Below are 20,911 nucleotides of genomic sequence, written 5' to 3' on the forward strand. Positions count from 1 at the left end.
CTCGTCCATTTATTTGCGATTGTGCTGAAGGCTCCCATCCCGGATCGTAGAAGTACAAGGTGCTGTGAAGTAGAGCACCTGCAAGTTACGAGGGAGAAATACAGTGGGACTCAAAGGACATTGGTACCGGGGCGGCACCAGCAAGTGCTGGCTCTTCGATGCCAGGGACGTGGCCCTCCACGCCTCCACCCGCGAGGAAATCCCCGCACTGCTGTCAGCCGCTTTCGGCGCAGCGGATGCGCGGCAGCTGGACGGCGTCGGGGGCGGAACGTCCACCACGTCAAAGGCTGCGGTCATCTGGGCAACCCCTGGTGCCGAGGCAGACCTCGACTACCTTTTCGCCCAGGTGGGGATCGGTGACCCCACCGTTGAGCTGGGTTCCAACTGCGGCAACTGCGCCACCGCCATTGCCCTGTTCGCCGTCCAGACGGGCATCGTTCCCGCCCGGGACGGCATGACCAAGGTCCGCATGCGCCACGTCACTTCCGGCGCCGTGCTCAGCGGAGCGGTTCCAACTCCCGGCGGCCACATTCCCAAGTCCGGCCTGGCACGGGTTCCGGGCAGCAGCGCCGCCGGTGTTCCCGTCAGCCTCTCGTTCCACGGCCCCTGGGGCCAGAACACCGGCGCACTCCTGCCTACCGGCAACACCGTGGACCAACTCCAGGTCAACGGCAGGACCCTGGGCGCAACGATGGTGGACGCCGGCGCCCCTGCCGTGCTCCTCGCAGCCGACCAGGCCGGCGTCGATCTTTCCTCAATGGCGGACAACCTCACCGCCCAGCTGCCGGACCTCATCGCGGCACGGGCATCAGCCGGCCTCATCATGGGGCTGCGGAAGCCTGAGGATCCGCCGCAGAACGCTGTCCCGAAAGTCGGGGTTGTGGCGCCAGCCGGCGACTACATCGCCGCGGACGGAACAACCATCACCGCCGGCAGCCACGACGTGCGGGTGCGGATGCTGTCCATGCTCGCACCCCACCCGGCCATCGGCCTGACCTCAGCCGTGGCAGTTGCCCTTGCATCCTCGCTGCAGTCATCGGTCGTAGCCAACGCAGCAGGCCAATCACCCTCCACCGGCACCGGAACTCCCCGCTTGCTGCGGGTCGGGACGCCCGCCGGCGTGATCACCGCCGAAATCATCACCGATGACACCGGCGCCGTCAGCGAAGTGGCCCTCCACCGGGCAGCCCGCCACATCGCCACCGCAGATATCGACGTGGCCCCGGCCGCCGAGCTGTCTGCCTAAAACCCCTTATCTCTTTGCCCCATCATTAAGGGGCCGCACCAACCAGGAAGTTGTTCAATGAAGATCAAATCCATCCTCGGACACCTGTATGTCCAGGTACTCATCGGAGTCGCCCTCGGCGTCGTTGTGGGCGCGCTGTGGCCCGACCTCGGTTCGTCCCTCAAGCCCATCGGCGACGGCTTCGTGAAACTCGTGAAGTTCATGATCGCCCCCATCGTGTTCTGCACCATCGTCGGAGGCATCACCTCGCTGCGGGACACCAAGAAGGTGGGCCCCACCCTGATCCGTTCGCTTGGCCTCTTCTACGCGCTGACGGCACTCGCCCTGGCCCTGGGCCTGGCCGCGGTGACGCTGTTCCAGCCCGGCGCCGGGATGCACATCGATCCCACGCACCTGGACTCCTCGGTGGCGCAGAAGTACACCACGCAACTGCCCAGCAGCAACCCCGTGGACTTCATCCTCAGCATCATCCCCACCACCTTCGTTGGCGCCTTCGCCGACGGTGAGGTCCTGCCCGTGCTGGTCATTGCAATGCTGTGCGGCTTTGCCTTCAGCAAGCTCGGCGCACCGGGCCAGCTGGCCCTGAACGTGGTCAACAGCTTCAACAAGCTGCTCTTCATCATGTTCGGCTACATCATGAAGGTGGCTCCGCTGGGAGCCTTTGGGGCCATGGCCTTCACGGTGGGCAAGTACGGCGCCCACTCCATCGGAAACCTCGGCATGCTGATCCTTGCCTTCTACGCCGCCTGCATCGTCTTCGTGGTGGTCGGCCTGGGCATCCTGGCCAAGGTGACCGGCTTCAGCCTGTGGCAGATCCTGCGCTACTTCAAGGATGAATTCCTGATCGTCCTCGCGACGTCCTCCAGCGAACCGGTTCTGCCGCGCCTGCTGTCCAAGCTCGAACGGATCGGCTGCGACCGCAGCGTTGTGGGCCTGGTGGTCCCCACCGGCTACTCCTTCAACCTGACCGGAACGGCCATCTACCTCACCCTCGCCTCCATGTTCATCGCCCAGGCCTGCGACATCCACCTCAGCTGGGGCCAGATCCTGCTGATGCTCGGCATGATGCTGCTGACCTCCAAGGGCGCGGCGGGCGTCACCGGAAGTGGTTTCGTGGCCCTGGTGGCGACGCTGACGGTCATGCCCACCCTGCCGGTGGCCGGCGTGGCCCTCATCGTGGGCATCGACCGCTTCATGAGCGAGGCCCGTGCCCTCACCAGCACGGTCTGCAACATCGTCTCCTGCGTGGCAATCGCCAAGTGGCAGGGTGAGCTGGACATGGTCAAGCTCCGCTCCGAGCTCCAGGCGGGCTTCGTGCCCACCGAGGCGGAGAAGGTTCAGCTGGCCGAACCGGCCCTGGCCCACTAACCGGCCGCCAGCCCACCACCATCAGTGTTTGCCCGGGATCCCGGCAGGGGTCCCGGGCAAACCCCTGCAAGGGGTACTACTTCACAATCCGCACGGAAAGGACCCGAAATGAGTGAGCGCCAAACGGAACAGGAAACTGCAGAAGACTGCGACGCCGGCACCTGCTTCTACTGCCAGAGCCCGGAAACCGACTAGCGCCCCAGCCCTCGGGCCACGCCGTCAGCCTGGGCATTGCGAGGCAGGGCGGCAACAGGCCCTAGACCCACTGCTCCCACAGCGTCAGCTGCAGGCTGACGGTCCCGGACGAACCAGCCACAACGGAACCGGCCCCCGCGGAAGGGTCGACGACGGCACCCACCTTGCCGCCGGCGTCAACCCTTCCAGCCAAAACAGCCAGCCGCATCAGCCGCATCACGCCCGGACCGCCTCAGCAGCCGCATCCGAAGAACGCACCGGAGTCTCCAGCCCAAGGTTTTCCCGCAGGGTGTTCCCGCGGTACTCCGTGGGGTACACCCCGCGTTCCTGCAGCTCCGGCACCAGGTGGTTGACGATGTCGTCCAGGCCGGAGGGAATGAGCCACGGCGAGATGTTGAATCCGTCCACCGCCCCCACCCGCGCGAACTCGGCCAGCTGGTCCGCCACCTCAACGTACGAACCCGTGAAGGTGGAATCCACCCGTGCAGTGCGGGAGGTGACGAACTGCCGGATGGACAGCCCCTTGTCCTTGGCCTCGGCCCGCCACTGGTCCGCCAGCTGCCGCGCCTTGGCGCCGTGGAAGCCGCTGCCGCGGGTCTCGGACGTTTCCTCCACCACCGGATCGATCTCCGGCAGCGGTCCGTCCGGATCGTAGGCCGACAGCTCGCGGCCCCAGAACTGCTCCAGGTAGGCGGTGGCCTGCTGCGGGCCGATCTGCAGGCTCCGCACCCACTCCTTCTTCTCCGCCGCCTCCGCAGCGGTGGGCGCCAGGATGAACTCACTGGCCGGCATGATCTGCACGGCGTTGGCACCCCGGCCAGCGGCCAGGGACCGCTCCACGAGGTCCTTGCGGAACTCCACGGCGTCGTCGAACTTGGGGTGCGCGGAGAAAATCACATCAGCCTGCCGGGCGGCAAAGTTGCGGCCCTCGGGCGAGTCGCCGGCCTGGAACAGCACCGGGCGGTACTGGGCGCTCCGCGGCAGCCGCGGCGTCACGTCCACCGTGTAGTGCTGGCCCTGGTGCACCACCCGCCGGGCAGGACCGTCCGGGGTTTCCCACGAATCCCAGATCCGCTTGGCCGTCTCCACGAACGCCTCGGCGTGCTTGTACCGGTCAGCGTGGTCAAGGTATCCCCCGCGGCGGAAGTTGGCCCCGGTCCAGGCGTTGTCAGTGGTCACGATGTTCCACGCGGCACGGCCGCCCGAGATCAGGTCCAGCGACGCGAGCCGGTGCGCCAGGTCGGCGGGATCGTTGTACGTGGTGTTCTGGGTGGCCACGAGCCCGATGTTTGTGGTCACCGAGGCCAGTGCGGCCAGCATGCTCTGCGCGTCCGGCCGGCCCACCACGTCCAGCGCGTGCGGGCGGCCCAGGTGTTCACGGAGGCGGAGCCCCTCGCCCAGGAAGAACGCGGCGAACAGCCCCCGCTCGGCGGTCTGGGCGATGCGGCGGAACGATTCGAAGTCCGTCTGCGAGCCCGATTCGGCGGCCTTCCAGATGGTGCCGGAGTTCACGCCCTGGAAGAAGACCCCAAACTGGATCTGGCCCGACGGCACAAAGACGTCGGATTTAGCACGGTTGTGCTGTGTCACGGTGGTTCCCCTTACTTTCCCGCGCCGGCGGGCGCAGCGGCATTGGATGCGGCGGTGGCGTAGCGGCTCACCGGGCGTGAGAGCCCCAGCAGGTCGCGGAAGGTGCCGTCCTGCATCAGCGGGCGGAGGACTCCGCGGCGGCGCAGTTCCGGCAGGACCAGGCGGCCCAGTTCCTCCAGGTCGACAAAGAGCGACGCCGGGTGCAGGCGCACGCCGTCGGCCTCCTTCAGGAGTTCCGTGAGGAAGTCCGTGAGACCGGCGGCGGAACCGGCGTAGTTAGCACGGCCGGAGCCAAAGCCAGCCACCCGCCCCGCCGCGGCCTGCCCGCGGGAGTCCAGGACGACGTCGAGCTCGGCGACCACTGCAACGCCGGCAGCCACCCGGGACCGCACATCGCGGACCTCTGCCGCCAGCAGTTCGGCGGCAGGTGCGGACACCAGCACGGCATCCACGGCGTCCGCGGGAACCTCCCCCAGCAGGGACGCGGGCGCCAGCACGGGCAGCTGCCCCTGCAGCGGCCGCGGAATGATGGACGGTCCCTTCACGGAATAGCCGGCGCCGGCAAAATCGGCACGAGTCTCGAAATCGACCGCCGTGTCAAAATCGACATAGTGCAGCTTGTCCACGTCGATGTACCGGCCGGTGGCCACGTCGCGGATCACGGCGTCGTCCTCCCACGAATCCCACAGCCGCCGGGACACCTCGATGGACGCCGCGGCCTCCTGACCCAGTGCAGCGCCGGTCACGGACGGGCGTCCGACGGCGGCAGCAGCCTCCGGCGATTCGGCTGCCGTCACGATCCACCCGGCCCGGCCGCCGGACACGTAGTCCAGGCTGGCCAGCTGGGTGGAGATGTGGAACGGCTCGGTGTAGACGGTGTCCACCTCGGGTACCAGGGCGATGGTCCGGGTGGCGGGCCCGGCGAAGGCCGCCCGCTGCAGCGCGTTGGCGCGGCCCGGAGCGGGTGCGTCGGTGAAGGTTGCTGCATGGAAGCCCGCGGACTCTGCTGCCAGCACGGCCCGGGTGAGGTGCGCGCCGTCCCAGCCGGCGCCGTCGAGCTCAAGGGCAAGGAACCCTCCCTGGCGGGTTGAAGAGATGCTCACTGCTGGTCCTGACGTTCGTAGGGAATCTTTTCGCCGGCCTCGATGGCCACCGGCAGCCGGTTTTCCGCCGGCGGCAGCGGGCAGGTGGCCAGGTCCGTGTACGCGCACGGCAGGTTCACGGCCCGGTTGAAGTCCAGCAGCACGGACCCGTCTGCGGCCGGCACTACGGACAGCGAGCGGTTGGCGGCATAAGTGGTCTTGCCGGAGGTCTGGTCTGTGAACAGCACGGACAGGGCGCCGGGGGCGTGGCCGTTGAATGCGGTCAGCGCCAGCTCCCGGCCGGCCAGCTTGAAGCGGATCTCGCCCGGCGCCTCATACACATGCTGGATGCCCTCGACGGCGGCGCCCACCGTGGTGGACCTCGGCGCCTCGAACGGCACATAGGTTCCGCGCACGGCATACGCGGCATCCGGCGAGTAGGCGGGCGTGCCCTGGTAGGCCTGCAACAGCGGGTTTTCCGGATGACGGGGCCGGACGATGTATTCGCCGCCGCGCTTGGCCAGCTCAATGACGGTCTCGCCGGACACCAGGTTGATGCCGCCGCGCTCCTCGATGGGGCCAAGCTCAACGGTGGCCCCGGACGCAGTGTTCAGCTCCGTGCCGTCCTGCTGCAGGCTGTCACCCGGCTCCAAAAGGATGCGGACGACGTCGGCCGCCACGCTCCAGGTGCCCGGGACGCCTTCCAGCCGGGCGGGTTCGCTGCCCAGCCAGTGCAGGTGGGTCACCGCCAGGAAGCCGTGCGGGTGGGCGCGGTGCTGTTCGTGGGCGGCGTGCCATTCCTGCCAGTCGGCGTCGAAGGATTCGAGGGCGGTTCCGGTGGATTGTGCGGTCATGATGCCTTCCCTGACGGGGCCGCGCCGGCCGATGCCTGCGTGGCCGCGAAGTTCTCTTCGGTGATGGTCTTGGATTCCGGCAGCGCTTCCTCGGACAGGCCCCAGCGCTCCAGCACCTTGCCGTAGGAGCCGTCCTTGATGACGGCATTGAGGGCCTCGGAAATGACCGGTGCCAGCCCGTTGCCGCGCAGGGTGGTGGCGGCCACCAGGGTCTCGGAGGGCCAGCCGGCGTTGACCTTGCCCACCACCTTCAGGTCGTCCCGGGTGTTCTCGCGGTACACGGTGGACGGGTAGGGGGCGATGTTCAAGTCCGTCCGGCCGGAGGACAGCGCCAGGATGGTGTCCGCGTCGGAGGAGTAGTACTGCAGCGTGGCCGGCGCTTTGCCCTTGCCCTCGAGCTCCTTGTTCCACGCCAGCAGGATCTTTTCCTGGTTGGTGCCGGACCCCACGGAGATCTTCAGGCCGGAGATGTCGTCCGCGCCCTTGATGTCATAGGTGGCGGACTTTTTGGCCTCGAAACCCATGTACGCGGCCCGGTAGCTGGCGAAGTCGAACAGCTTCACCCGGTCCTTGTTCACGCCCACGTTGGAGAACACAGCCTCAAAGTCGCCGGACTGGGTCTTCAGCGGCCAGTTCTCCCAGGACGTCACCTGCACGTCCAGCTCCAGGCCCAGCTTGTCCGCCACCAGCTGGGCGATGTCCAGTTCGGAGCCGATCGGCGTCTTGTCGTCGGTGGCGTGGAAGGACAGCGGGATGGACCCGGCGGTGGTGGCCACCGTCAGCTTGCCGTCCCTGCCGATCAGCCCGGGGACCTTGGCGGCGAGCGCCGCGTCCTTCTCGCCCCGGATCCGCTGCTGGTCCGGTGAGGTGTTGTAGACCACGCCGTTGCGTGCCGCCGTCGTCTGCGCTCCTCCGCTGGCGTTGCCGGCGGCGGAGGCGCCGGGGTCGGCGCAGCCGGCGAGCGCGGCAGTGCCAAGGAGTGCGGTGCCGAGGAGTACGACGGCGGGACGCGCCGCGAGGGCGCGGCTGCGGCGGAGGCCGCGGGTGGGGAAAGCCATGGGGGTGGTCCTTAGATGTTGAAGGCCGGTTCGAGCACCTTGGAGAAGAAGCTCCGGGTGCGCGGTTCCTGGGGGTTGCTGAAAATCTGCTGCGGGGTGCCCTGTTCCACGATCTGGCCCTGGTCCATGAACACCACGGTGTCCGCCACGTCGCGGGCGAAGCCCATTTCGTGGGTGACGATGATCAGCGTGGTGCCGGAGGTGGCCAGTTCGCGGATGACGTCCAGCACTTCGTTGACCAGCTCGGGATCCAGGGCGGAGGTGGGCTCGTCGAACAGCAGGATCTTGGGGTCCAGGGCCAGGGCCCGGGCGATGGCCACGCGCTGCTGCTGGCCACCGGAGAGCTGGCGGGGATAGGCGTCGGCCCGGTCCTTGAGCCCCACCCGGTCCAGGAGTTCCAGGCCGCGGCGGCGGGCCTCCTCCCTGGACCGCCCCTGCGCCACGACGGGTGCTTCCGCCACGTTCTCCAGGGCGGTGAGGTGCGGGAACAAGTTGAAGTTCTGGAACACCATGCCGATGTCGGTGCGCTGTTTCAGGATCTCCTTTTCCCGCAGCTCGTGCAGGCGGTCGCCGCGGAGTCTGTAGCCCACCAGCTGTCCGTCGATGGTGATGTGGCCGCCGTCCACCTTTTCCAGGTGGTTGATGGTGCGCAGCAGGGTGGATTTCCCGGAGCCGGAGGGGCCCACGATCACGGCCACCCCGCCCGGTTCCACGGTGAGGCTGACGCCTTTGAGGACTTCCGTGGCGCCGAAGGATTTGCGGACACCGGTGATTTCCACCAGGCCGCGGGTGGCTGTGGGGGCGGTAAGGGTCTCAGTCATCAGGGGTTCCTCCGGGTGGGCACTGCCGCGTGGGTGGCGAAGAATTTACGGGCCTTCTGCAGGGGCGTCAGCGGCAGGCTCCGCACCGCGCCCCTGGAGTAGTGCCGTTCGATGTAGTACTGGAACACGCTCAGCACGGAGGTGATCACGATGTACCAGAGCGTGGCCACCAGCAGCAGCGGCAGGACCTGCTGGGTGCGGTTGTAGATGACCTGGACGGTGTAGAACAGCTCCGAGTAGGCCAGCACGTAGACGATCGAGGTGCCCTTGACCAGGCCGATGATCTCGTTGAACGCGGTGGGCAGGATGGCGCGCATGGCCTGCGGCAGCACGATCCGCGTGGAGCGGCGCCAGGCCGGGATGCCCAGGGCGGCCGCGGCCTCCAGCTGTCCCTGGTCCACGGACAGGATGCCGCCGCGGATGATCTCAGCCGAGTAGGCGGCCTGGTTCAGGGTCAGGCCCAGCACTGCTGCCGCAAACTGGCTGATCAGTGTGGTGGTCTGGACCTCGAAGAACCGGACGTCCGTGAAGGGGATCCCCAGGCTGATCTTCTCGTACAGGTAGCCCAGGTTGTACCAAAGGAGCATCTGCACCAGCAGCGGCGTGGACCGGAAGATCCAGGAGAACGTCCAGGACACGGAGACCAGCAGCGGCGACGCGGAGAGCCGCATCAGCGCCAGGATGAAGCCGAGCACAAATCCGAGGACGCCGGAGATGGCGGTCAGCTTCAGCGTTTCCACCAGGCCGTTGACCACGGACTGGGCCGTGAACCACTGCGCCACCACGCCCCACTCCCAGCGCGGGTTGGTGGCCAGCGACCATGCCACGGCCAGGACACCCAGGGCGACGACGGCAGTCCCCACCCAGCGCCACGGATGCTTGGCGGCCACCACGCGGTACGACGAATAGTCCGCGGGGACCCGTTCCGGGACGCCGGCCCTGCCCGGTGGCACTGCCGGTGGCACTGCCGCGGGCTGTTCCTGTTGCGGCTGTGCCGGTTGCGGCTGCTTTGACTGCGCCACCCTGGTTGCTGAACTCACGGGGCCACCTCACTTCTCATTCCTGGACTGGAGCCGGACTGCCCGGCGTCGGGGCGGCTCGCCCCGAGGTGCTGGCTGCAAATCTAGGACCGGCCGGAACGGGCCAGCAAGGCGCATGGTTGCAATACTTCACGGGGCTTCGCACGGCGTCATGAGTCGGTTTTTTGCGTCCCTTAACGCGCCGTGACGCGGAGTTAACGGCCGTGACCAGGTGCTCGACCGCCGTCGTCACGGCTGCCTAGCATGGGCACTCCGACGGCCACTTCCGCGCCGTCCCCGCACCCACTCGCCGTCAGGAGAGCCCATGCCAGCCACCATCCCGGCCATCGTCTTCATCGGCGGCGGGCCGCGCACGGCGGGTGTGCTGGAACGGATCGCCGCCAACCGGCCGGACGTCTTCGCCGGGCCGCTGCAGATCCACGTGGTGGAGCCGCACATCCCGGGCTCGGGCCGCATCTGGCGGTACGACCAGGACCCCGGGCTCCTCCTCAACTCCATGGCCGCGGACATCACCATGTTCACGGACCAGTCGGTGGACTGCCAGGGCCCCGCCGCACCGGGTCCGGCGCTGGCCGAATGGGCCGCCGGCGTCCTGGACGCCTCCATCATCGACGTCCCGGATTTTCCCCAGCCGCTGTGGGACCAGCTGCGGTCCCTGACCGGCACCACCTTTCCCACCCGCCAGCTGCAGAGCCAGTACCTGGAGTGGTTCTTCCGCCGCGCCGCCAGGTCCCTGGGCCGCAGCGTCACGGTCCACCGGACCACCGCAGTGGGCATTACGGAACTGAAAGGCGGCGGCCACCAGGTTGGGCTGGCCAACGGCCGGACCCTGCACGCGGACATCGTGGTGACCGCCCTGGGCCACACCGATTCCCTCCCGGACGCCGTGTCCGCCGGCTTCACGGACTTCGCCGCCCGGCACGGCGGCTACCACGCGGCACCCAGCTACACCACCGACGTCGACTACTCCCCCATTGCCCCCGGACAGGACGTCATCGTCGCCGGGATGGGCCTGGCGTTCGTGGACCTGCTGGTCCTCCTGATGGAAGGGCGCGGCGGCAGGTTCCAGGAAACGTCCGACGGCGGGCTGCGCTACCTTCCGTCCGGACGGGAACCGGTGCTGTGGGCCGGCTCCCGGCGGGGAGTGCCGTACCACTCGAAGATTTCCGCTGCCCTCCGGGGGCAGGCTCCCGGGCCGTTGCGGTTCTTTACGGCCGCCGCCGTGGATGCGCTGCTGCAGCAGCATGGCGAGCTGGACTTCCACCGGCATCTCTGGCCCCTGATCGCCAAGGAAGCCGGCTACTACTATTACCGCGAGCTTCTGACCGGAAGCCCTGAACGCGCCGCCATGGGCTGGGACGGGTTCGCCGCCGCCTATGCGGGATTGGACTGGTACAGCCCCGGGCGGAAAGACCTGGTGGCCGCAGCGGTCCCTGACGCCGGCCTGCACCTGGACCTGGAGCGGCTGGACCGCCCCTTCGACGGCCGCCGCTTCAGCGATCACGCGGAAGTCCAGGACGCGGTGGCCGGATACATCGAGCAGGACCTGGCACTGCGGGACAGCCCTGACCACCCCGAAACCCTTGCCCTGTTCCTGGCCCTGCTGCACGTCTATATGGAGGTGGGGCGCGTAGTCCCGCCCGAGCGGCTGAACGCACGCTCGCAGCAGGTCATCCACGGCTGGTGGCACGGCTTCTTCAGCTTCGTGGACTCCGGTCCGCCGCCGCACCGGCTCCGCCAGGTCCTGGCGCTGCACCGGGCCGGCCTGCTGCAGTTCCTGGGTCCCGGCCAGGTCTCCGCCGATGAGGCCACCGGGCTTTTTGTTGCTTCGTCCGCCCAGTCCGGGGTGACCGTCACGGCGAAGGCCCTGATCGAGGCGCGGCTGCCGGCCACGTCCGTGGCCCGCTCGCTGAACCCCGTGCTCGCCTCCCTGCACGGGAGCGGCCTGGGCAGCGAGCAGCAGCTGCTGACCTCCGACGGCATCCACTCCACCGGGAAACTCCTGGTGTCCCCGCAGCACCAGCTGGTGGGGGCCGGCGGCAAGCCGCACACCACCCTTTTCGGCGTCGGCCCGGGAACATCGGGCTGGGGCGCGGGCGCCTTTGCCCGGCCCAACACGAACGCCGCGCCGTTCCGCGAGAACGATGCCCTGGCCCGGACCATCCTCCGCACTGCCCGCGGCGTGGCTGCCGGGGATGTGTCTGCCCCGGCCGCCATGACTCCAGAACCAGCCGCCGCCGGACAGAACTGACCGGCAACAATAACGACCAGTGACAAGGAATAACCAGTGACCGCAGAACCACACCTTCGTCCCAGGCCGCTTGATCCCGCCAGCCTGGTGGTCCTCAACCTGCCCATGCACGATCCGCGCGTCCGGCCGCTCCTGGACGAGCTCGCCGTCGAATACGACACCCGCTACGGGGACCTGTTCGGCCGCACGGCTGCCGCAGAGGAACTGAACCGCTACCCCGCCGCGGAATTCGAGGGACCGCACGGAGCCCTCCTGGTCATCCAGGAGGACGGCGAGTCGATCGCCGGCGGCGCGTTCCGCCGGTATGACGAAACCACCGCGGAACTGAAGCGGATCTGGACGCACTCGGCCCACCGCCGTCGTGGTCTGGGCAGGCTGGTGCTGGCCGAGCTGGAAGCCCTGGCTGCCGCCCGCGGCTACACCCGGCTGTACCTCACCACGGGCCCGCGGCAGCCCGAAGCCAAGCACCTTTACCTCACCAGCGGCTACCAGGCGCAGTTCGACCTCGACGCCGATCCGGAAACCATCGGACCGCTGGCGTTCACCAAGGAGCTCGCCCCGGTTCCGCGGAATTCCCGGCCGGACTGACCGCCCGGCCACCGCCGCATCCGGGGCCGCCGCGGTTATGCTGGCGCCATGGCCTCCAAAACCACAGCAGAGAAGCTTGCCACCATCCAGAAGGGCTACACGCTCGAAGGCGCCACCATCGAGCTGGGGGCCGCCATCATCGACGGCGAGCTCCACAAGGACGCGCCGGTGCGGCTGCCGCTGGCGATGATGAACAGGCACGGGCTGGTGGCCGGCGCCACCGGAACGGGCAAGACCGTCACCCTGCACATGATGGCCGAACAGCTGTCCACGGCCGGCGTCCCCGTCTTCCTGGCCGACATCAAGGGCGACCTTTCCGGCCTGGCGACTGCCGCCGCCGGCAGCGACAAGCTCACCGCACGCACGCAAAGCATCGGCCAGCCGTGGCAGGGCAAGGCGTTTCCGGTGGAGTTCCTGGCGCTGGGCGGGGACGGCAACGGTGTTCCTGTGCGCGCCACCGTGTCCTCGTTCGGGCCCATCCTGCTCTCGCGCATCATGGAACTGAACGACACGCAGGAATCGAGCCTGCAGCTGGTGTTCTATTTTGCGGACAAGAACGGCCTGGAGCTGATCGACCTCAAGGACCTCCGCGCCGTCATCCAGTTCCTCACCTCGGACGAGGGCAGGGACCAGCTGGAGGAACTGGGCGGGCTGTCCAAGGCGACCGCCGGGGTGATCCTCCGCGAACTGGTGGGCCTCGAGGCGCAGGGGCTGGAAAAGTTCTTCGGTGAGCCGGAGTTCGATACCGCCGAGCTGCTGCGCACCGCCCCCGACGGCCGCGGCGTGGTCACTTGCCTGGAGCTGCCCACCCTGCAGACCAAGCCCATGCTGTTCTCCACCTTCCTGATGTGGCTGCTGGCGGACCTGTTCGAGGACCTTCCGGAGGCCGGCGACCTGGACAAGCCCAAACTCGTGTTCTTCCTGGACGAGGCCCACCTGCTGTTCAACGGGGCCAGCAAGGCCTTCCTTGACGCCATCACCACCACCGTCCGGCTCATCCGGTCCAAGGGGGTGGGCATCTTCTTCGTCACCCAAACACCCAAGGACGTCCCCGCCGATGTCCTGGGCCAGCTGGCCAACCGGGTGCAGCACGCCCTCCGCGCGTTCACCCCCGAGGACGCCAAGGCGCTCAAAGCCACGGTGTCCACGTTCCCGGTCAGCGACTACGACCTCGAAGAGACCCTCACCTCAGCGGGTATCGGCGAGGCCGTCATTACCGTCATGAACGAAAAGGGCGCGCCCACGCCGGTGGCCCTCACCCGGCTCCGGGCACCCGAGTCCTTGATGGGCCCCAGCGAGGAGACCCTGGTGCGCAGCACGGTGGCCGGTTCCGCGCTGCTGGGCAAGTACGGAACAGCGGTGGACAACCCCTCCGCCTACGAAAAGCTCACCGGCAAGGCGGCCGCGCCCACGGGTCCGGCGGCCGACACCCCGGCCGGGGAACCTGCGGCGCCCGCCGGCTACGACGTGGACGCCGAAGCCCGCCGGATCGAGGAGGAAATCCTGGGCCGGCCCAGCAGCAGGCCGCCGCAGGCCCCGGTTCCCACGCAGGATCCTGAACCCCAGTACGGCGGCGCGGAGGACGGGGAGGCGAGTGAAACGCCACGGCGGACAAAGGCTCCGCGCGCACCGCGGTCCCGGCAACCGCAGTCGCGGGAGCCCGGGCCGCAACCGGGCGGCATGATGGGTGACCTCGGCGGAGTACTCGGCGGCGCCCTGGGCGGCGGACTCAAGAGCATGGCACGGTCCATGGGCACCCAGTTGGGGCGCGAACTGCTCCGCGGCGTGTTCGGCACGTCGTCCCGGCGCCGCCGCCGCTGACCCTGCCGCTCCCACCCTGCAACGGGTGTCCCGGGAACCGCCAAGGCTCGTGTCAATGCCGGCCCGGCCACCCGCCGTCGGGCATTAACCGGGTGTTGCCCGGCAAGATAGGGGGGACGCCAACTTTAGTGTGCGTCCGCACTGCCGTTACTGTAAGGAACGTGCAGATGAGTCAAGCGTTGGTGAGGATCGCGGCCGGATGGCTGCTGGGCCTCATGCTTGCCATCGCCGGAGCCATCGTGGCCATCAACGTTGTGAACAACACCGTGGCCAGCCCGCAGCAGCCGGTACGGGAATACCTGGATGCTTTGAGGAGCGGAGACGGCGGGCGTGCACTCGGACTCCTGCGGGCCGCGGTCCCGCCCAGCAATGCTGCAATGCTGGATGGCCCCGGGCTGCAGACGGCGGCGTCCCGTGTAGCGAACATCAAGATCGGCGACCCTGAGGAACGTCCGAACAACCAGGTCACGGTGCCCCTGGAGTACACCATCGACGGCAGCCGGCTGCACACTGACTTCCTCCTGCAGAAGACCGGCACCGAATGGCTGTTCTTCAACACCTGGGCGTTTGTCCCGTCCCGGCTGCCCACCGTTGATATCACCGTGGTCAACGGCAACGAGGCTGACGTCAACGGCGTCCCGGTCAATATGCCCAACGGCCGCAACTCCTTTGCCGTGTTCTACCCGGGCGAATACGAGGCGTCCCTGGACGGACAGTACTTCTCGGCACCCGCCACCAGGGCCACCGTCACCTCCAAGGACGCCCCGGTGGCGCCCCTCAACCTGTTGACCCAGGCCACGGACAAGCTGAAGAACGACGTTGCAGCCAAGATCCGGGAGTTCCTGGACGGCTGCGCGGCGGAGGCCGTCAAGGAACAGAAGCTCCAGCCGGACTGCCCCTTCTACTACACCAGCAACAACAGGGTCCAGGACGGCACCATCCGGTGGACCGTGACCAAGTACCCGGGTGTATCAGTGGAGCCGTTCGACGGCCGCTGGGTGGTGGCGCCCCTGGACGGCAAGGCCAAGGTGGAGGCGCTCCAGCAGAACTCGTTCACCGGGGCCTGGTACCCGCTGGACGCAGAGGTGGACTTCAGCTTCACCACCCGCCTGGACGTCTCCGGCGACACCGTCAAGGTCACCCCGATGCTGAGCTTCTAGGCCCTGTATCCAAAGTGGCCCAGTTTTGGTCCCAGAGTTGACGTGCTGCCCGGAGTTTTAGACCCAGTCCTGTCGAAAACTGGGCTGGTTCGGCTGCGGCCACCGCAGCGAACCTCGCGCCAGCACCTCCCGCACCTGCGCCAAGACGGACTCCGGCGCGTAAACCACATCGTCGTAGAAGAATCTGAGCACGGGCAGGCCCCGACTTATTGCGGCGTTATCCCTGCGGCGGTCCTTCTTGTATTGCCGTGGCTCCATGTGGAAGGCGATTCCATCGATCTCGACGATGAGGAATCCCTCCAGGAGGAAGTCCACACGTCCTATTCCCTCGATCCACACTTGCGTCTCCGTGGCTATCCCGGCATCCCTGAACAGCACCCGGGCCAGGGTTTCCAGGAGGGAGTCCGCGCCACGCTCAACCTTGGACAGAACCTGCCGAGCCTTGCCGCATCGATTGCCATCCAAGAGGCGGAAGAGATGGCCGGGCTCAATGTCTCCGCGGTTATAGGCGCATTCCACCATGACCACGGATTCGAGTTCCGGCAGGCACAGCAGCGCGTGGAGCAGGACGTCGGGCAGTGCTGCAAGCGTCCTGTGCTGCGGCTGCTGGGTCAGGGGAAGCCTGTGGCTGACACATCGGGCTGCACTCCGCCCATTGCTGTGCCAGTAATGGGGCGTCGCGGCGGAACGCAGCTGCCATAGGCCGTATTTCGGGGCCGCGGAGGCACATGTCAGGAGACCGCGGGCCATGCCGGCAGCCATCAGCTCCGGATCAGCGCCCGCCACGGCCAAGACGCCCCGCTCCAGGCGTACCACCTGGCCGCTCCGGACCGCCCGCCGAAGCGCCGTTTCCGTAGCCCCTGCGGCCAGCACGTCACGCCGCAGCAGTACTCCCCCGGCCGACCTGAGGATCTCTGTAGGGTCCATGAGGCCACAATGCCTGCCTGCCCTGGCCTGCGGCAGAAGTAACGGAGGCTATGTGGACAACGGCGCGTCCAGACTGGCCCAGTTTTCGGGGAGCAGAGACAGGACTGGCCCGGTCTTCAGGGCACGACGCTCTGAAAACCGGGCCAGTTCAGCAAAACCAGCGGAGGGTCAGTCCATTCCGCGCAGGTCCAGGACCAGTTCCGTGTCACCATCGGCCTGCAGGACCACGGGGATGCCCCAGTCCTGCTGGTACAGGTGGCAGGCGGCGTGGTCGGGGATCTCCCCGTCCTCGGTCTCGGGGCCGTCGCAGGCCGCGGCGCGGGCGGTAATGTGCAGCACGCCCTCGGGCACGTCCGGGGACAGCTCCAGGGTGCGCTGCAGTCCCACGGAGGTTCCGCCGCCGGAGACCAGCAGCCCGGGAGGCGTGGAGGAGATCTTCAGCTGGGTGGGGTCACCCCAGCGGTCGTCGAGCTTCTGGCCCGTGGGCGCCGTGAAGCGGACGGTCAGGTCCAGCGCGCCGGGCGCCACCGGGCTCTTGGGCCGGTGGGTCTGGGATGCGCCCTCATCGACCTGCTGTGCTTCCTTGGGAATGGGCACGTAGACGATCTGGTGCTTGTTGGCCTCCACCACTACCAGCAGGGGCTCGGAACCGGCCGAGTGGGTGTGGTCCACGATCACGTCGGAGGGCTCGGCCAAACCTCGTGCCAGGGTGGACACGGTGCCGGATGCGGGGTCGTAGCGGCGGACGGCACCGTTGTATGTGTCCGCGATCGCCACGGAGCCGTCGGGCAGGACGGTCACGCCCAGCGGGTGCTGCAGGCGTGCGTCGGCGGCCGGGCCGTCGCGGAAGCCGAAGTCGAACAGGCCCTTGCCCACTGCAGACTCCACGGTGACCTTCCCGGAATCGTCAACCACCAGCTTCCGCAGTGCGGAGGTCTCCGAATCAGCCACCCAGATGTTGCCGTCGGCGTCCTCGGCCACGCCTGAGGGCTGGGCGAACCAGGATTCGTGCGCGGCGCCGTCCAGCAGGCCCTCAAGCCCGTTGCCCGCGATGATGTCCACTTCGCCGCCCACAGGGTCGAAGCTGAAGATCTGGTGCGTACCGGCCATCGCGACCACCACGGCGTTCAGCTTCCGTGACCACACCACGTCCCAGGGAGAGCTCAGGGAGACTTCGAGCGGGTGCTCGCTCAGCTTGCCCGTGAACCCCGCGGCGTCCTCGTCCACGCGGGCGGGGCCGGTCTCCAGCAGGCGTTGGATCCCGTTGCCGGCCAGCGTGGACGCCTTGCCGTCCGTGAGGGAAAGACCGCGCAGGCGGTGGTTGACGGAGTCAGCAATTACGACGTCGTAGCCCACCTTGGCTGCCACATCTTCCGGCAGCAGGACCAGGCCCTGGGGTTCGTTGAACTGGGCGGTGGCCGTGTCACCGGCGGCGGGACCGTCGGCATAGCCCTTGGTGCCCGAGCCAAAGGTTGCCAGCACCGTGTGGAAGTCGGTGTCCAGTTCCACCAGCCGGTGGTGGCCGGTGTCGGTGACCAGCCAGGTGCCGGACGTCGGGGCACCTGCGGACGTGCCGCCGTCGGACGCTGCCCCTGAAGCAGACCCGCGGCCGGCGGGCAGGAACAGCGCCTTGCCGGGGAAGCGAAGGGTGCCGGAGGTTGCCTCGGGCGCCACGTACGGGCCGGAGCCGCGGTGCAGGGTGCCCTTGGCTTCGTGTTCGGCGATGAGCTCGGGGATCAGCACGGCGAGCCCGTCCGCGTGGCCCTCGCCGGAGAGGTGCGCCACGATGTAGCCCTCGGGGTCGATGACCACCAGGGTGGGCCAGGCACGGGCGGTGTAGGCCTTCCAGGTGTCCAGCTCGGGATCGTCCAGGACGGGGTGGTGGATCTCGTACCGCTCCACGGCCGCGGCCAGCGCCACCGGGTCCGCCTCGTGCTCGAACTTGGGCGAGTGGACGCCCACCGTCACCAGGACATCGGAGTACTGCTCCTCCAGCGGCCGCAGCTCATCCAGGACGTGCAGGCAGTTGATGCAGCAGAAGGTCCAGAAGTCCAGCAGCACGATCTTGCCGCGCAGGGCCTCCAGGTCCAGGGTCTTGCCGCCGGTGTTCAGCCAGTTGCGGCCTACCAGTTCGGAGGCCCGGACCCGGGCATGCGTGCGTACGGTTTCGCTCATCAGCGTCCTTCCAGCTTGTTGCGTTCAGCCAGCTTGGCGTCGCGTTCGGCCAATTTGGCAAACATATCGTTGTAAGCGGTCAGATCGGCGTCGTTATTCCTGTCCGCCGCGCGGTCCACGCGTTTGGTCTCCCGCTGGTCGGACCTGGACCACATGATGGCGACGCCGATCGCCACCAGCAGCGTTGGCACCTCACCGATGCCCCAGGCCACCGCGCCGCCGGTCTGCTGGTCGACGAGGGCCGACGGTCCCCAGGCGCGGCCAAGGTTGCCGAAGTAGTCCGCGGCCAGCAGCCCGGTGCCGCCCATGATGGAGACCCCGAAGAAGGCATGGAAGCCCATGGTGGCCAGCAGCAGGAGCAGCCGCATGGGGTACGGCGCACGGCGCGGCAGCGGGTCCGTGCCGATCATGCTGAGCACAAAGATGTACCCGGTGAGCAGGAAGTGCAGGTTCATCAGCTCGTGGCCCACATGCTCGCGCATGGCGAAGCCAAACAGGTCCGAGTAATAGAACAGCACGATCGAGCCGGCGAAGTTGGCAGCGGCGAACAGCGGGTGGGTGACCAGCTGAGAGAACTTCGAATGGACGAAGACCAGCAGCCATTCGCGCATCCCGCGTGAGCCGTCGCCGCGGGCGGGCAGCGCACGCAGGGCCAGGGTCACAGGGGCGCCCAGCACCAGGAAGATCGGGGCAACCATGGTCAGGGCCATATGGTCCACCATGTGCGCGGAGAACAGGACGCGGCCATAGACCGACGGCGGCCCGGACGTGATGAACGTCAGGACCACCAGGCCGATGACCCAGTTCAGGGACCGGAACCACTGCCAGGAATCGCCCCGGCGGCGGACCTTGGCCACGCCCAGGAAGTAGGTGGCCAGGCCGAAGAGGGCCACGCCCACCCAGAGCCAGTCCAGCCGCCACTCGGTCAACCAGCGTTCGGGCGTCAGCTCCGGGGGCAGCTCGTAGCCGCTGAGGATGAAGGCGGGCGAGGCATTGGCCGCCACTTCCGTTGGCTGCGGCGGCGCCGAGCGGCCCAGGGCCACGGCGATGCCCGAGGTGGCACCCATGACCAGCAGCTCAGCCAGCACCAGCTGCCAGAGGACCCGCCGCGAGGACAGGGTGGAGCCCTTGCGGCCCAGCTGCGGGATGACCCACTGCCGGTGCATGAAGCCGATGCCGCCCAGGACCACCGCGGCGGCAGTCTTGGCCAGGATCAGCTGGCCGTAGGCCGAGCCGAAGAGATCATGCCAGCTGGTGACGCGGATGCTGGCGTTGATGATGCCCGAGGCGAAGACCAGCACGAACGCGAAGCCGGCCAGGGTGGAGAACCGCCGGAGCGTGGGTTCGGTGATATCCGTGGCTGCCCCGGCCTTGGACCCCGTGAGGATCCCGGACAGCAGGGCCAGGATGATGATGCCGCCCACCCAGGTGCTCACGCCCACCAGGTGCAGGCCGAGTGAGTTGATGGCGCCCTCGTGGTCCGAAGAGCTCGACGAGTGTCCGATCAGGGCGGTGGGGACCAGGCCGATGAGGGCCAGGATGAGGGTCAGGGCGAGGCCGCCCAGGGACCTGACGCCGAACAGCGCGGTGGTCACCACGGCGGCAATGATGATGACGGCGAGCCATGCCCGGCCCGTTTCGATGTCCGTCATGAAGTACACCAGGGCCTGGGTGAACGCGGGATCGCCGGACAGCCCCTGCCCTGCTACGTCGGCATAGGTGAGCACCAGGACTGCGATGGCGGACAAGGTCCACACGGCGCCCGCGACGGCAGCCACAGCGAGCACGCGGGTGAAGGCGGGATGTTCGGGCGCACCGCCGGCTGGTGGAGTTTCCCGGTCCCGGCCCCGCACGGCACTGTTCCGGGGGTTCAGGTTTTTGGGGAGGATGCCGACGGCGAAGATCAGGCCTCCGACGACGGTCGCCAGGGAAACGTTATGGATTGCCTTGCTGACGGGCAGGCCCCACCGCACCAGGGCGCCGGGGTCGGCGACGCTGCGCGCCGCTGCAGCGCCGGAGAAGATCAGTGCTGCTGCAAGGGCCAGGAAGAGTGCTGCCAGGCCTGCAAGCTGCCAGGGCACGGGGATCCCCCGGCTTCCGGCGTCCCGGACCGCAGCTCCCTTGCCAGGATCGGACTGGGGCGCGGTGGAACGTGGAGTTGCGGCGGAAGACACCATTCCATTGTCCGCTACGCCTGCCTGCGCCGCGAATCCGGGTTGTATGCCAGTGAGCGGTTGGAGCCGGGGAGCAGTTGGAGCCGGGCCGTTAAAGCAAAGGAGCGGCAACCCGATGGGTTGCCGCTCCTTGTTCCAGCCGGCTGCATGCCGGGAGGGACAAGCTTTACTTCTTGGAGACTGCAGCCTTCAGCTTGGAGCCGGCGGTCAGCTTGACGCTGTGGCCTGCTGCGATCTGGATGGTTTCGCCGGTCTGCGGGTTGCGGCCGGTGCGTGCTGCACGGTCAGTGCGCTCGACGGCGAGCCAGCCCGGGATGGTGATCTTCTCGCCCGCGGCGACAGAAGTCTCGAAAACCTCGAACAGTGCATCGAGGACGGAGTTGACGGCAGCCTGGCTGGTGCCGGCCTTGCCTGCTACCTCTGCAACAAGTTCACTACGGTTCTTAGCCATTTATGTCCTCCTGGACGATTCTGATTCTGGAGCCTGCACGCGGCATGCGCACAAGCCACTGTCCGAAAACTTACCAGCTTGGGCGCTTCCGGTCCGCAAATTCCGCGTGT

The 20,911-nt window shown here is 67.9% G+C and carries 17 protein-coding genes; 6 read left to right on the forward strand and 11 right to left on the reverse strand.

Annotated features, from left to right (window positions below; translation table 11 throughout):
- Positions 1 to 103: 103 nt before the first annotated feature.
- The gene (locus ACEN9K_RS20770) at positions 104 to 1,246 is read left to right on the forward strand and encodes a PrpF domain-containing protein (RefSeq protein ID WP_495634988.1); all 1,143 of its coding nucleotides are present in this window, start codon (positions 104 to 106) and stop codon (positions 1,244 to 1,246) included.
- A 57-nt stretch (positions 1,247 to 1,303) separates the two neighbouring features.
- Positions 1,304 to 2,614 carry a C4-dicarboxylate transporter DctA gene (gene dctA, locus ACEN9K_RS20775; protein ID WP_134164971.1) on the forward strand — a complete coding sequence of 437 codons (1,311 nt, stop codon included), beginning with the start codon at positions 1,304 to 1,306 and terminating at the stop codon, positions 2,612 to 2,614.
- Between the two features lie 256 nt (positions 2,615 to 2,870).
- Here dctA and ACEN9K_RS20780 read toward each other — a convergent pair whose 3' ends face one another.
- From ACEN9K_RS20780 to ACEN9K_RS20810, 7 genes are read right to left on the reverse strand one after another with little or no spacing between them, the layout of a single operon-like run.
- The gene (locus tag ACEN9K_RS20780; protein WP_495635734.1) at positions 2,871 to 3,029 is read right to left on the reverse strand and encodes a hypothetical protein; all 159 of its coding nucleotides are present in this window, start codon (positions 3,027 to 3,029) and stop codon (positions 2,871 to 2,873) included.
- Positions 3,026 to 4,399 (reverse strand): NtaA/DmoA family FMN-dependent monooxygenase, encoded by a 1,374-nt coding sequence (locus ACEN9K_RS20785; protein WP_495634989.1) that lies wholly within the window; start codon positions 4,397 to 4,399, stop codon positions 3,026 to 3,028. The genes ACEN9K_RS20780 and ACEN9K_RS20785 overlap by 4 nt, the downstream gene beginning before the upstream one ends.
- A gap of 11 nt (positions 4,400 to 4,410) precedes the next feature.
- Positions 4,411 to 5,502 carry an LLM class flavin-dependent oxidoreductase gene (locus tag ACEN9K_RS20790; protein WP_495634990.1) on the reverse strand — a complete coding sequence of 364 codons (1,092 nt, stop codon included), beginning with the start codon at positions 5,500 to 5,502 and terminating at the stop codon, positions 4,411 to 4,413.
- Positions 5,499 to 6,335, reverse strand: coding sequence for a DUF1684 domain-containing protein (locus ACEN9K_RS20795; protein ID WP_223992991.1), 837 nt, complete (start codon positions 6,333 to 6,335; stop codon positions 5,499 to 5,501). Before ACEN9K_RS20795 ends, ACEN9K_RS20790 begins: the two co-directional genes overlap by 4 nt.
- On the reverse strand, positions 6,332 to 7,393 hold the full coding sequence (locus tag ACEN9K_RS20800) for a transporter substrate-binding domain-containing protein (RefSeq protein WP_223992993.1): 1,062 nt from the start codon (positions 7,391 to 7,393) through the stop codon (positions 6,332 to 6,334). Before ACEN9K_RS20800 ends, ACEN9K_RS20795 begins: the two co-directional genes overlap by 4 nt.
- Positions 7,394 to 7,404: 11 nt before the next feature.
- On the reverse strand, positions 7,405 to 8,214 hold the full coding sequence (locus ACEN9K_RS20805; RefSeq protein ID WP_276573325.1) for an amino acid ABC transporter ATP-binding protein: 810 nt from the start codon (positions 8,212 to 8,214) through the stop codon (positions 7,405 to 7,407).
- On the reverse strand, positions 8,214 to 9,167 hold the full coding sequence (locus ACEN9K_RS20810) for an amino acid ABC transporter permease (RefSeq protein ID WP_223995317.1): 954 nt from the start codon (positions 9,165 to 9,167) through the stop codon (positions 8,214 to 8,216). Before ACEN9K_RS20810 ends, ACEN9K_RS20805 begins: the two co-directional genes overlap by 1 nt.
- Before the next feature lie 391 nt (positions 9,168 to 9,558).
- Here ACEN9K_RS20810 and ACEN9K_RS20815 point away from each other — a divergent pair, with 391 nt between their 5' ends.
- The 4 genes from ACEN9K_RS20815 (at position 9,559) to ACEN9K_RS20830 (ending at position 15,074) form a co-directional block, all read left to right on the forward strand.
- Entirely contained in the window at positions 9,559 to 11,505 is a 1,947-nt protein-coding gene (locus ACEN9K_RS20815; RefSeq protein ID WP_495634991.1) for an FAD/NAD(P)-binding protein, read from the forward strand.
- Positions 11,506 to 11,541: 36 nt separating this feature from the next.
- Positions 11,542 to 12,093 carry a GNAT family N-acetyltransferase gene (locus tag ACEN9K_RS20820; protein ID WP_268002167.1) on the forward strand — a complete coding sequence of 184 codons (552 nt, stop codon included), beginning with the start codon at positions 11,542 to 11,544 and terminating at the stop codon, positions 12,091 to 12,093.
- 48 nt (positions 12,094 to 12,141) lie between these two features.
- Positions 12,142 to 13,914, forward strand: coding sequence for a helicase HerA-like domain-containing protein (locus ACEN9K_RS20825; RefSeq protein ID WP_495634992.1), 1,773 nt, complete (start codon positions 12,142 to 12,144; stop codon positions 13,912 to 13,914).
- A 167-nt stretch (positions 13,915 to 14,081) separates the two neighbouring features.
- Positions 14,082 to 15,074 (forward strand): hypothetical protein, encoded by a 993-nt coding sequence (locus ACEN9K_RS20830; RefSeq protein ID WP_196804800.1) that lies wholly within the window; start codon positions 14,082 to 14,084, stop codon positions 15,072 to 15,074.
- A gap of 57 nt (positions 15,075 to 15,131) precedes the next feature.
- On the opposite strand, the gene ACEN9K_RS20835 is transcribed toward ACEN9K_RS20830, so the two are convergent.
- From ACEN9K_RS20835 to ACEN9K_RS20850, 4 genes are all read right to left on the reverse strand, one after another.
- The gene (locus ACEN9K_RS20835) at positions 15,132 to 16,001 is read right to left on the reverse strand and encodes a type IV toxin-antitoxin system AbiEi family antitoxin domain-containing protein (protein ID WP_495634993.1); all 870 of its coding nucleotides are present in this window, start codon (positions 15,999 to 16,001) and stop codon (positions 15,132 to 15,134) included.
- A 168-nt stretch (positions 16,002 to 16,169) separates the two neighbouring features.
- The gene (locus tag ACEN9K_RS20840) at positions 16,170 to 18,176 is read right to left on the reverse strand and encodes an NHL domain-containing thioredoxin family protein (protein WP_134164963.1); all 2,007 of its coding nucleotides are present in this window, start codon (positions 18,174 to 18,176) and stop codon (positions 16,170 to 16,172) included.
- Positions 18,176 to 20,353: a bifunctional copper resistance protein CopD/cytochrome c oxidase assembly protein gene (locus ACEN9K_RS20845; RefSeq protein WP_018772078.1), complete on the reverse strand. Its 2,178-nt coding sequence runs from the start codon at positions 20,351 to 20,353 to the stop codon at positions 18,176 to 18,178. Before ACEN9K_RS20845 ends, ACEN9K_RS20840 begins: the two co-directional genes overlap by 1 nt.
- A 163-nt stretch (positions 20,354 to 20,516) precedes the next feature.
- Complete coding sequence (locus ACEN9K_RS20850) at positions 20,517 to 20,801, reverse strand: HU family DNA-binding protein (protein WP_011693739.1); 285 nt, start codon at positions 20,799 to 20,801, stop codon at positions 20,517 to 20,519.
- Positions 20,802 to 20,911: the final 110 nt, after the last annotated feature.

Source organism: Pseudarthrobacter sp. Pseusp20 (assembly GCF_059492155.1).